We start from the raw sequence: 11706 nt of genomic DNA on the forward strand, positions 1-11706 counted from the left end.
ACCCTGCCGATCGGCAGGGTCGAGACAGGAACGGCGCAGCAGGAACCTCCCGATCGGCACATGTGCGACGGACCGGCGGCACGCAAGGATGACGGCCATCGGAGCCCCGCCGATGGGGCCCGGGAAGGAGCCTCCCGTGACCGCCCTGACTCTGTCGTCCCTGTCCCCGCTGTTCCCGTTCCCGCTGTTCCCGTTCCTGCCCTTCCTCTTCCTCTTCCTCTTCCTGCTGTTTCGCCGGCGCACCGCCTCAGTACAACGCCATGCCCGGGGTTCCCCGCACCGCGTACGCCGGCAGGCGCAGCCCACCGAAGGCGTCCCGGGGCAGGCTCAGCCCGAAGCGCCGCTCGACGGCGCCGAGGGTGCGGCGGCGGGCGGCCCCGTCGGGCTCCCGACCGGGGTCGCAGGAGGTCACGCCGTCGGCCTCCAGGACTCCGGCGGCGACGAGGTCCGGCACCAGCAGGTCCGGCTCCTGGCCCCAACGCCAGCGCTCCTCGCCGAGGCCGAAGCCGCACAGCACGGCACCGTCCCGGGCGTAGTCCAGCAGGGCCGGCCGCCGCTCCGGCATCGGGCGGAAGTGGACCACCTCGGCTCCGTCGCGCGCTATCTCAGTGAGCAGCTCACCGCCGGTGGAGTCGCCGTACTCGATCGCGAACGACCAGCCGGCGCACGCGCCGACCCGGATCACGCCGTCGCCGTCGTCGCCGGGGCGGTAGACGTCGATGTCCAGGTCCCGGATCTCGGTGTCACTGATCGGCTCGGTCGCGGTGGCCGGGTCGGCACCCATCCGGTGGGCGAGCTCCGCGGGCGTGATCCCCCGGGCGAAGACGACGCCGCCGACCTCACCGTCCGTGCCGGGCCCACCCATTGACGACCGGCTGGTGCCCGGTCGGCCGGTGCTCGGCCGACCGATCTCCAGGAGCCACTGGATACCGTCGCCGTCCTGCCCCACTCCCCCGTGCGTGCCGTCGGTCATGCCGCCCTCCCCTCGCGCGCGGCCTGCGGTGACCGGGCGCGCCCGTGGGCACCCTAACCGACCCGGCCGACACCCGGCCGCCGGTCGCCGGATCGCCGCCCGAACCGGGCGCGCCCGGATCGCCAACCACCCCTGATCGATCGGAAGGAGGCCGATCCGAAGCCGAACTCACCTGGCACCCTTCGCCGTTCACCCGAACCGGCGGCACACGCCCCCCGCCACTCACCGGGACGCGGCCGGTACCTTCTTGCCCACCGCCTCGAACAGCAGCTTCGCGGCCACCGTCGCCCCGTCGGTGCGGATGCCGCCGGCCACGGCCTCCGCCCGCACCCGGGTCTCGGGCGCCAGAGCCGTGGCGAGCGCGGCGGAGAGCGAGTCGACGGTCGGCGTGCGGTCGAGATGGGCCGCGCCGATGCCCAACTCGGCCACCCGGCCGGCCCAGTACGGCTGGTCGGCGATCCGGGGCACGACCACCTGGGGCACGCCCGCCATGGCCGCGGTCGTCGTGGTGCCCGCACCACCGTGGTGGACGACGGCGGCCACCCGGCGGAACAGGGCCTGCTGGTTCACCTCGCCGACGACGTGGCAGTCCTCGTGCTCGTCGACCGCGGCGAGCCCGGCCCAGCCGTGGGCCAGGAGCACCCGGCGGCCGTGTGCGCGGCCCGCTTCGACCGCCACCCTTGCGATGCCCTCCGGGGCGTGCACGGCCATGCTGCCGAAGCCGACGTACACGGGCGGTTCACCGGCGGCCAGGAACGCCTCCAGGTCGGCCGGGAGCGGTCGGTCGTCGGGCAGGATCCACGCGCCGGTCTGCACCACGTCGAGTTCCGTCCTGCCCTCCGACGGACACAGCGTCGGGTCCGCCGCCAGCCACGGCCGTTCGGTGAGGACGTGGTCGCGGACGTTCTCCACCGGCGGCAGGCCGATCGCCGCCCGGTGGCTGTTGAGCGCGTCCCCGTACAGCGCATTCACCCGCTGGGCGTCCTGCTCCCAGAGCTTCCGGTAGTCGGTCTCGTCGTCCGGGGACGGCGTGCCCGGCCGCCGGCCGGGCCCGGAGTGCCGCGAGGGCAGTCCGAGGATGTGGAAGCAGGCCAGCACGTAGGGCAGGCCGAGCTTCTCGGCGACGTCCCGCGCACCGGCCGGCATCAGGCCGGTCGCCAGCACCACGTCACAGCCCTCGGCCGCGGCGGTCAGCGTCTCGAACCGCACGGCGACCAGCTCACGGGCGAGCCGGAACGCGTCCTCCGCCGTCGGCGGCTTCGGGCCGGCCACCACCGACCGCACCGACGGACCGAGCGGCACCAGCGGCACCCCCGCCCGCCCCAGCACCGCCGCGAACTCCTCGTCCGGCGGCGCGCACACCCGCACCTCCGCACCGAACCCCCGCAGCGCCACCGCCAGCCCCGCCAGCGGCTCGACATCCCCGCGCGACCCCCAGGTCGTCATCAACACACGCATTTCACGACTCCCGTTTCCGCAGGTCATGGCCTTACGGCCGGGATTCTGCGCCATGCCGGGGGCCTTGCCGCAAGCCCCGGGGCACGGTATAGCTTGAAAGTGGCAAGGGGATTCACTCTCCTCGCCTTTTTCTTTGGCCGCCCGGTCCCACCCACTCCCCCGAACCGGCCGCACCGGAGCAATCCCCACCCGGAACCCGCCGCCTACCACGCGCCGCTCACTCCGAACCACCACCAAGCAGCCCGCTACGAGCCACCGCCCCCTACCGCGTGGCCGCATACCCCCCGTGGTGTCAACTCCGGAACACCCACCGCAGCCACCGTCACGAAGCGCCCACTCCGGGCCCCCGTCATCGGCCGCTTCCCCAGACCTCACACGCCCGGGCCGTCCGCACAGGGGCCACCTGCCCGGTCAGCCCATCCCAACACGCCTGTTCCAGACGGCCCCACACTCGACCCGCCCACCCAGGACCCCGCCCCCAAGACCCCGGAACTCACCCCAGCCACACACACCCAGCTCTTCCCCACCGGCGTGCCGAGGCGCCCACAGCAGACCTCCTGACCAGGGCAGCCCAACACGCCTGCCCTGGACGAGCCTGCGTTCCTGGCGGCTCCTCAGCCGGGCCGCCCAGCCCCGGGCCCCGTCCCGGAGACGCCGGCCCCCCGGCCGGTCGGTCGTCGCGCAAATCAGCGGCCCCGCGTACGACCCGCCGCCGCCACCGTGCCCACCAGCAGCACCAGGTCCACCCCGCCCGGCCCAGCCACAGAACCACCCACGCCCCAGCGCGGACCTCGCTCGCCGCCAGCGACAAGCACCGAACCGACTGTCCGACCCACGACCAACCGCTCGGTCCAGGGCCAGCCACCACGGTCAGGTCACCCACCAACCCGGCCAGCCTGGCCACCGAGCCGGCGGAAACACCACCGCACCCCCGCTCCCACCCGCCCGGCGGCGGGACAGCCGATCCATGGCCAGCAGCCCCGACTGGCGTCACCCCCGCCAACGACGCATCGGCACCGCATCCAGGACCGCCACCACCTCGCCCACCGGCAGCGCAACGTCCGCCCCGACCAGCGCGACCACAGAACCACCCACACCCCAGCGCGGACCTCACTCGCCGCCAGCGACAAGCACCGAACCGACTGCCCCCAACCGCCCGGCTCAGGGCCGACCGCAAACAGGGCAGGCCCGGCCTCCGAGCCGGCGGAATCACCACCCAGCCCGCCCCGCGGCAGCGCAGCCGGGCCACGACCAGCAGCCCCGACCGGCGTCACACCCACCAACGACGCATCAGCACGGCGTGCTGAACCACCACCGCCGTCACCATGCCCACCCGCAGCGCGAGGTCCACCCTGGCCGGTCGGCCTACCGACGCGGAAACGGCGGCCCGGCGTACAGATCCGCCACCACCACGCCTACTGGAAGCGCGAGATCTTCCCCGCCCGGCCCAGCCACAGAACCGCCTACGCCCCAGCGCGAACCTCACTCGCCGCGAGCGACAGCGCCGAACCGACTGTCCGGCCCACGACCAACCGCTCGGCCCAGGGCCAGCCGACACGGGCAGGTCACCCACCAACCCGGCCAGCCCGGGCGCCCGGCCGCCCGGGCGGTGGAAGCACTCCCACCCGCCCTGCGGCGCGCACGCGGCCGGACCGGCGTCACCCCCGCCGGCGAGGCATCAGCACGGCGTACAGGACCGCCGCCACCACCATGCCCGCCGGCAGCGCGACGTCCGCCCCGGCCAGGGCGGCCAGTGGGCCGGTGTAGAGGGTGTCCACGCCGAGGGCTGCGGCTGTGACGCCGCCCGTGAGGGCGACGGCGCCGGCGGGGTTGACGCCGGCGCGGTACCAGAAGGGGCTGCCGGGGCGTTCGTCGCCGAGGGCGCGGCCGTCGTAGCGGTTGCGGCGGAGCAGGATGTCGGTGGCGTAGACGGCGGTGCTGGGGCCGAGGAGGACGACGGTCAGCTGGAGCACGTTGCTGACGGTGTCGAGGAAGTTGGAGACCAGGAGGGCGTACAGCGTGAGCGAGACGGCGACCGCGCCGTCGAGCAGCACGCTGCGGGTGCGGCGGATGCGGATGCCGACGGCTTGGAGGGCGAGGCCCGCGCTGTAGGCGGTGAGGGCGTTGACCGCGATGGTGCCGACCACCAGGGAGAGCAGGAAGACCGGGTTGAACCAGCCGGGCAGGATCTGCCGGAGGGCGGCCTGCGGGTCGGTCATGTCGACGGCGGTGGCGCCGAGCACGCCGAGGCCGCCGACCACCACGCTGGGCAGGAAGCCGCCGAGGGCGGTCCAGCCGAGGACGGCGCGCGGGGCGGTGGCCGCGGGCAGGTAGCGGGAGAAGTCCGCGCTGGTGGTGTAGGAGAGCGGGCCGGAGGCGATCAGGGTGACGCCGGCCAGGACGGCCGCCCAGAGTCGGCCGCCGGTGAGGGGTTCGGGCTGGGTCCAGCCGGGGTCGGCGTGGGTGACGATCGCGTAGCCGACCACGGCGAAGGCGGCGGTGAGGGCGAGGGTGATCGGCAGGTAGAGCCGGACGATCAGGGCGTGCCCGTAGACGCTGATGGTGAGGGTGAGTACGACGATCACGATCACGATGGCGATCTTGATCGGGGTGGTCGGGGTGATCCCCGCCTCCTCGGCGAGCGAGAAGGCGGCGACGGCGGCCGCGGCGAGGTTCAGCGCGAAGTAGCAGACGGAGATCATCCAGCCGGTGACCGCGTTGTTCACCCGGTTGCCCCGGATGCCGTACATGGCGCGGGTGATCACCTCGCTGGGCGCGCCGGCGGCCGGTCCGGAGACCGCGAGCAGGCCGGTGCCCAGCCAGAACAGGTTGCCGAGGACGACCACGGCGAAGGCCTGCCAGAGGCCGAGGCCGCTCAGGACCAGGGCGCCGCCGACCACCAGGTTGAGGTAGTTGACGCTGGCGGCCGCCCAGACGGGGAACAGTTCGCGGGCGCGACCGCGCCGCTCGGTCTCGGGGATGTGGTCGATGCCGTGGACCTCGACCCGGCCGCCCGGTTCCCGCTGGGGCGGGACGGCGGGGCGCGCCGGGTGGTCCGGGTGGTCCGGCGAGGTGTGGGGGTGGTCCGGGAGCGTGGACGTCATGCGGGGGCCCTCCGTGGGGGTGTCGTGCCCACCTGCTTGCTTATTGGTCGCACACTCAATAGCATCCGCCCCATGACGTCACGCGTTCAGCGCAAAAGGGTTCGCAAGTCCCCCGAGGACCGCCGGGCGGAGATCGTCGGCGCCGCGGCCGAGGTCGCCCTCACCGAGGGCCTGGAGTGCATCACCCTGCGCCGGATCGCCGACCAACTGGACGTCCGCCCCGGCCTGATCAGCCACTACTTCCCCGCCGTGGAGGACCTCGTCGCCGAGGCCTTCGGCAGCGCCGCGACCGCCGAACTGGAGGCGCTGCTGCCCGCCGACCCGCGGGACGGGTCCCCGTTGCGGCACCTGGCCCGCTTCTTCGCCCGCACCACCGGCCCGTCCTACGACGACGTGAGCCGGCTCTGGCTCAACGCCCGCCACCTCAGCCGCTACCGCCCCGTCCTGCGCGACCGCGTGCTCGACCAGGAGGCGGACTGGCGCGGCCGGCTCGGCGGCGTCATCGCCGCCGGGGTCGAGCAGGGCGAATTCCGCACCCCGGACCCGGTGTTGACGGCCGTCCACATCCTCGTCGTGATCGACGGCCTGGCCGTCCACGCCAACACCGGCCTGCGCAAGGACCCGTACGCCGCCACCCGGCTCGCCGCCGCCACCGCCGAACGCGAACTGGGCCTGACCGACGGCGCACTGGCCTCTGCGGCCCCCGCCGACCCCACGGACCCGGCGGACGCACCCGAGACCCCCGCCCCCGAGCAGCCCTGACCACCACCCCACCCCCCTCAGCGCCCTCAACCCCCTCAAGCCCCGCCGACACCACGCCCCCACCCCGAAGCACCACTGGAGTCGAAGTGCGCACCTCCCTGGTCCTCCTCTCCGCCCGTCTGCTCGACCCCGCCTCCGGCGGCTTCCTCCCGCAGACCGCCCTCGCCGTCGTGGACGGCCGGATCGCCGCCCTCGGCGACGACCGCACCGTCCGCGGACTCGCCGACCCCGCGACCACGGTGATCGACCTCAAGGGCGCCGTGGTCACCCCCGGCCTGGTGGACGGCCACCTGCACCCGGTCACCGGCGCCGAGCTCACCCAGGGCCTGGACCTCTCCGGCTGCACCGACCTGGCCGGCGTCCGCGCCGCCCTCGCCGCCGAGGCCGGACGCCTCGCCCCCGGCGCCTGGCTGCACGCCTGGGGCCTGGACCCGAACGTCTTCGGTGACCGCCCGGTGGAGTCCGCCGCCCTCGCGCCCGTCCTGGACGGCGTTCCGGCGCTGCTCCAGCTCTTCGACGCCCACTCCATGCTCGCCAGCCCGCGCGCCCTGGAGCTGGCCGGCGTGGACGGCCCGCGCCGCTTCGACCAGGCCGCCGAGGTGGTCTGCGACGCCGAGGGCCGCCCCACCGGCCTGCTGCTGGAGGACGCCGCCTGCGAGCTGGTCGAGCGCGCCGCCCCGCAGCCCACCCGCGCCGAGCGCCGCGACCGCCTGGCCGCCGCGCTGCGCGCCATGGCCGTCGCCGGCCTCACCGGCGGCCACGCGATGGACGCCAACGGCGACAGCCTCGACCTCTACACCGAGCTGGACGAGGCCGGCGAGTTGCCGCTGCGGCTGCGCGTCGCCCCCTGGTGCCAGCCCGGTGTGGACGCGGACGGGCTGCGGGCGCTGATCGGGCAGCAGGGCCGGGGCGGTCGGCTCTGGCGGGTGGACGGCGTGAAGCTGTTCATGGACGGCACGATCGACAACGGCACGGCCTGGCTGGAGCGCCCGGACTGCCACGGCGAGTCCACCCACGCCTTCTGGCCGGATCCGGCGCACTACACCCGCGTCGTCCGGGAGCTGCACCAGGCCGGGGTGCCGACCGCCACCCACGCGATCGGCGACGCCGCCGTACGGCACGCCCTGGACTCGATCGGGGCGGCGGCGGACGGGGGGACGACGCACGGGGCATCCCCCGTCCGCCACCGGATCGAGCACATCGAGACCGTTCCGGACGCGGTGGTCCGGCGCTTCGCCGAGCTGGGCGTGGTCGCCTCCATGCAGCCCACCCACTGCTGCGACTTCACCCGGGCCGACCACACCGACAACTGGTCCCGCCGCCTCGGCGAGGAGCGGGCCGACCGCGCGTGGCGCTGCCGGGACCTCTGGGACGCGGGCGCCACGGTCGTCCTCGGTTCGGACTGGCCGATCGCCCCCTACCCGCCGCTGGGCGTCATGGCGGGCGCCCGCCACCGCCGTCCCACCCGCGACCTGAGCCAGGCCCCGCACAACCCCGGCCAGGCGCTCACCGCCCTGGAGGCCCTGCTGGCGATGACCGCCAACGCCGCCCACGCGGCCGGCGAGGAGCAGCTGGCGGGCCGGATCACCGTCGGCCACCGCGCGGACCTCACCGTGTTCGCCGCCGACCCGCTCACCACCCCGGCCACCGAACTGGCGGACCTCCCCGTCCTGTTGACCGTCCTGGACGGCCGACCGACCCACCGCTCCGCCACGCTCTGAACCCTCACCCGGTACCGGCCCCGGCATACCCCCGCGTACGGGTGTGCCGGGGCCGCCCGGGGGTTATCCCCCTGGTCGATCCGGCGGCACTCCTCAGCGCGCCGAAGCCCCCCGGTGATCGACTATTCATTGACCGGCACGTTCGCCGGCGAACCACTCGAACCACCGTGGCCGTTCCGACGGGTTGACGGTTCGACGAATCTGAGGAGCCCCCCGAAGTGACCGTACGCAGCGAGAAGCACGGCAAGCCCATCGGTCGACGCGCCCTGCTGGCCGCCACGGCGGCCGTCGCGACCACCGCCCTGCTCGCCCCGGCGGCACACGCGGACCAGCCCGGCACCGACAAGGTGACGAACAGTCAGATATCCACCGTGGTCCGCGAACTGAACGGTCTCGCCCACCCGTTGCGGTCCACCGAGCCCGGGGGCCGGACCACCGACCTGCGTCCGCTGGGCGCGATGATCGGCGACGCCAAGGTGGTGGGGCTCGGCGAGGCCACGCACGGCGCCCACGAGTTCTTCACCATGAAGCAGCGGGTCCTGCGCTACCTGGTCGAGGAGAAGGGCTTCACCGCCTTCGCCCTGGAGACGAGTTGGTCCTCCGGTCTGCGGATCGACGACTACGTGCAGGGCCGCACCGGCGGCGACGCCCGGCAGCTGGTCAAGGAGACGATGGGCAAGTCCCCGTGGGAGCGCCAGGAGTTCGCCGACCTGATCGACTGGATGCGCGACCACAACCGCGAACACCCGCAGCACCCGGTCCACTTCGTCGGCGACGACCTGGACTTCCCCGCCATCGGCGACCAGCTCTTCGACCGGGTGACCTCCTACGTCCGCGAGGCCGCCCCCGCGTCGCTGCCGCGCCTGGAGCAGCTGTACGCCGGGCTGCGCCCGTTCGACGACGCCATCGGCTACATCACCACGCGCCCGCTCGCCGAGCGGCGGCAGAACGCCGCCGTGGCGCAGCAGACCCTGGAGCTGGTCACCGCGGCCAGGGGCGAGGGCGGCGAGGCGTACGACTGGGCGGTGCAGAACGCCCGGAGCATCGCCCAGACCTTCACCTTCACCGCCATGAACCTCGAGGACAACAGCGAGGTGGCCGCGATGCAGAACCTCCGCGACCGCGCCATGACCGACAACACCCTCTGGTGGCAGCGCCGCACCGGCGGGAAGGTGCTGCTGTCCGCGCACAACGGCCACGTCGGGTACCAGAGCAGCGACCCCGAGCTCTACCCCAAGACCCAGGGCTCGTACCTGCGCGACGCCCTCGGCGCGGACTACCTCGCCGTCGGCTTCACCTTCGACCGCGGCTCCTTCCTCACCAAGGACGACCCGTTCGCCGCCGCCTGGAAGCCGGTCACCGTTCCGCCGGCCACCGCGGACATGAACGAGTACCCCCTCGACCGGGTCCGCTACCGCGACTACTACGTCGACCTGCGCTCCGCCCCGCCGGCCACCCGGTCCTGGCTGAACACCGCCCGCCCGACCTACGACGCCGGGACGGAGTTCCGCAGCGACCCGCTGCCGCGCCTCGCGATCGGCACCGCCTACGACGCGCTGGTCCACCTCCACGAGACCAGCGCGGCCCGCACCCTCTGAGCATCGTCGCCTGCGCGCCTCTCCGTCGGCACGGGCCGCACAACGCGCGGCCGCACGGTCGGCGGGGAGGCGCCCGCCGACCGCACCACCGACGGGGAGTCCTCGCCGGCCGCGGGACGCCCGTCAGCCCGTGAACCGCCCGTCCCGCGCCACCACCCGGCCCGCGCGGACCACCAGCTCACGCGCCGGCAGGTCGATCACCACCTGCGGCAGGCACTCGCCCGTCACCAGCATGAAGTCGGCGGGCGAGCCCGGCTCCAGGGTCACGGCCGGCAGGTCCAGCAGTTCGGCGCCGCCGTCGGCCGCCAGGGCGAAGCAGTCGGCCAGCTGCTCGTCGGTGCGGGCGTCGGTGGTCCAGCCGAGCAGGTGGGCGCGGTGCAGCGGGTCGGCGTTGCCGTACGGGCTCCACGAGTCGCGCACGCCGTCCGAGCCGAGCCCGACCCGCACCCCGTGCGCCCGCAGCTCGCGGAACGGCAGCACCTGGTGGGCCGAGGGCGCCACGGTGGTGAGGCCGACGCCGGACTCGGCCAGCTCGGCGGCGAGGTCGGCGAGCTGGGCGCCCGCCAGCTCCGGGACGCAGAAGGCGTGGCTGACGACCACCCGCCCGGCCAGTCCGGCCGCCCTGGTCCGCGCGGCGATCTCGCGCAGCGGGCCGAGGCCGCGCTCGCCCCGGTCGTGCAGGTGGATGTCGAGGCGCAGTCCGTGCTGTTCGGCCAGGCCGAACAGCAGCTCCAGCTGGGCGGGCCCCTCGCCGTCCGGGCCCTCGGCCGGGACGGCGTCGAAGCCCGCCGGGTCGATCCCGCCGATGGCGTCGACCAGCCCGCTGGCCGCCGCCTCCGCGAGCAGCGCGCCCGCGCCGGGCGTCCGCCGGACCCCGTGCTGCGGGAAGGCCACCAGCTGGACGTCCAGCGCGCCGGCCAGCCGCTCGCGCGCCTCGGCGAGCCCGGTCACCCCGGCCAGCCCGTACGCGGGCGCCACGTCCACGTGGGCCCGCACGGCGCGGGTGCCGCACGTCACGGCGTGGCTCAGCAGCCGGTGGGCCCGCTCGGCGAGCGGGGTGCGCTGGTGCCGGTGGAGGTCGACGTCGCCCTGGACGTACTCGGGCAGCGAGCCGGCCGGGCGCCGGCTGTACCAGGGCTCGCCCCAGGCCGTCTTGTCCGGGTGGATGTGCGCGTCCACCAGGGTGGGCAGCGCGATCCGGCCGCCGCCCTCGACCACCTCCGGCACCGCCCCGTCCGGCACCCGCTCGGCCAACAGGCCGTCCACGGCGATCAGGTCGACGGCCCGGTCGGCACCGTACGGGCGAACGTCCCGGAAGACGGTGACGGAAGGCGTGGTCATGGGCTGCTCTCTCTCGCTCTGGTTCCGCGGCTCGCTCTGAATCCCCGGCTCGCTCTGGATCCCCGGGTGGTCCTGCCCCCTGGACGGAATGTGCCCGACAGGCAAAACGTCCTACCTTTCATTCAACAGTCTGTTTATCATCTCCGGGTCCCCGTCCCTCGTCCGGAGTAGCTCACGCATGTCCACACCACCGCCCGCCGCCACGCCCGGACGGCACCCGCTGCACGCCCTGCGGGCCACCGTCTTCGCCATCGGCGCCCTGCTCCTGCTGGTCGGGGTGGGAGTACTGCTCGACCAGCCACTGCTGATCCCGCCCCTGGCCGCCAGCGCCGCCCTGGTGCACGGCGCGCCCGGGCTGCCGATCTCGCAGCCGCGCAACCTGGTCGGCGGGCACCTGATGTCGGCCCTGATCGGCTTCGCCGTCCTCGCCGTCACCGGCAGCACCACCTGGGGTGCGGCCGTCGCCGCCGGACTCTCGCTCGGCGCGATGATGCTCACCCACCTCTCGCACTCCCCGGCCGCGGCCACCGCCGTGATCGTGGTCCTGCAGGCGCCGCACCCCGTGCCCTTCCTCCCGCTGCTCGTCCTGGCCACCGGGCTGCTGGTCGTGATCGGCCTGCTGCCCGGCCGGATCGGCGGGCACCCGGTCCGCTACCCCGTGTCCTGGTGACGGCCGCGCCGTACTGACCGGCTCTCCACTCTCCCGCCGAACGCCGACGGCCGGGTCATCCGATCGGATGACCCGGCCG

At 74.5% G+C, this 11706-nt stretch carries 8 protein-coding genes; 4 read left to right on the top strand and 4 right to left on the bottom strand.

All coding sequences use genetic code 11. The features are described 5' to 3' along the window. Window positions 1–247: 247 nt before the first annotated feature. From ACFU7Z_RS25900 to ACFU7Z_RS25910, 3 genes are all read right to left on the bottom strand, one after another. The gene (locus tag ACFU7Z_RS25900; protein WP_375875288.1) at window positions 248–973 is read right to left on the bottom strand and encodes a DUF6461 domain-containing protein; all 726 of its coding nucleotides are present in this window, start codon (window positions 971–973) and stop codon (window positions 248–250) included. Between the two features lie 222 nt (window positions 974–1195). Further along, on the bottom strand, window positions 1196–2431 hold the full coding sequence (locus ACFU7Z_RS25905; protein ID WP_380779973.1) for a glycosyltransferase: 1236 nt from the start codon (window positions 2429–2431) through the stop codon (window positions 1196–1198). A gap of 1658 nt (window positions 2432–4089) precedes the next feature. Continuing rightward, window positions 4090–5535 carry a purine-cytosine permease family protein gene (locus ACFU7Z_RS25910; RefSeq protein WP_380779975.1) on the bottom strand — a complete coding sequence of 482 codons (1446 nt, stop codon included), beginning with the start codon at window positions 5533–5535 and terminating at the stop codon, window positions 4090–4092. A gap of 72 nt (window positions 5536–5607) precedes the next feature. On the opposite strand from ACFU7Z_RS25910, the gene ACFU7Z_RS25915 reads away from it, so the two are divergent. The 3 genes from ACFU7Z_RS25915 to ACFU7Z_RS25925 all read left to right on the top strand — a co-directional run bounded on the left by ACFU7Z_RS25915 (window position 5608) and on the right by ACFU7Z_RS25925 (window position 9616). Further along, window positions 5608–6297 carry a TetR/AcrR family transcriptional regulator gene (locus ACFU7Z_RS25915; RefSeq protein ID WP_380779977.1) on the top strand — a complete coding sequence of 230 codons (690 nt, stop codon included), beginning with the start codon at window positions 5608–5610 and terminating at the stop codon, window positions 6295–6297. An 86-nt stretch (window positions 6298–6383) separates the two neighbouring features. Next, entirely contained in the window at window positions 6384–8018 is a 1635-nt protein-coding gene (locus tag ACFU7Z_RS25920; protein WP_380779979.1) for an amidohydrolase, read from the top strand. A gap of 218 nt (window positions 8019–8236) precedes the next feature. Next, the gene (locus tag ACFU7Z_RS25925; RefSeq protein ID WP_380779981.1) at window positions 8237–9616 is read left to right on the top strand and encodes an erythromycin esterase family protein; all 1380 of its coding nucleotides are present in this window, start codon (window positions 8237–8239) and stop codon (window positions 9614–9616) included. A gap of 123 nt (window positions 9617–9739) precedes the next feature. On the opposite strand, the gene ACFU7Z_RS25930 is transcribed toward ACFU7Z_RS25925, so the two are convergent. Next, the gene (locus tag ACFU7Z_RS25930) at window positions 9740–10957 is read right to left on the bottom strand and encodes an amidohydrolase (RefSeq protein WP_380779983.1); all 1218 of its coding nucleotides are present in this window, start codon (window positions 10955–10957) and stop codon (window positions 9740–9742) included. Between the two features lie 178 nt (window positions 10958–11135). Between ACFU7Z_RS25930 and ACFU7Z_RS25935 the strand changes: the two genes are divergently transcribed. Further along, window positions 11136–11627 carry an HPP family protein gene (locus tag ACFU7Z_RS25935; protein ID WP_049651645.1) on the top strand — a complete coding sequence of 164 codons (492 nt, stop codon included), beginning with the start codon at window positions 11136–11138 and terminating at the stop codon, window positions 11625–11627. Window positions 11628–11706 lie beyond the last annotated feature (79 nt).

Source organism: Kitasatospora sp. NPDC057518 (assembly GCF_042802075.1).
In the GTDB taxonomy this organism is placed as follows: Bacteria; Actinomycetota; Actinomycetes; order Streptomycetales; family Streptomycetaceae; genus Kitasatospora.

Coding starts and splice junctions, on each gene's coding strand:
- ACFU7Z_RS25930 (WP_380779983.1), bottom strand. CDS start 10,957: ATGACCACGCCTTCCGTCACCGTCTTCCGGGACGTTCGCCCGTACGGT.
- ACFU7Z_RS25910 (WP_380779975.1), bottom strand. CDS start 5,535: ATGACGTCCACGCTCCCGGACCACCCCCACACCTCGCCGGACCACCCG.
- ACFU7Z_RS25905 (WP_380779973.1), bottom strand. CDS start 2,431: ATGCGTGTGTTGATGACGACCTGGGGGTCGCGCGGGGATGTCGAGCCG.
- ACFU7Z_RS25900 (WP_375875288.1), bottom strand. CDS start 973: ATGACCGACGGCACGCACGGGGGAGTGGGGCAGGACGGCGACGGTATC.
- ACFU7Z_RS25935 (WP_049651645.1), top strand. CDS start 11,136: ATGTCCACACCACCGCCCGCCGCCACGCCCGGACGGCACCCGCTGCAC.
- ACFU7Z_RS25915 (WP_380779977.1), top strand. CDS start 5,608: ATGACGTCACGCGTTCAGCGCAAAAGGGTTCGCAAGTCCCCCGAGGAC.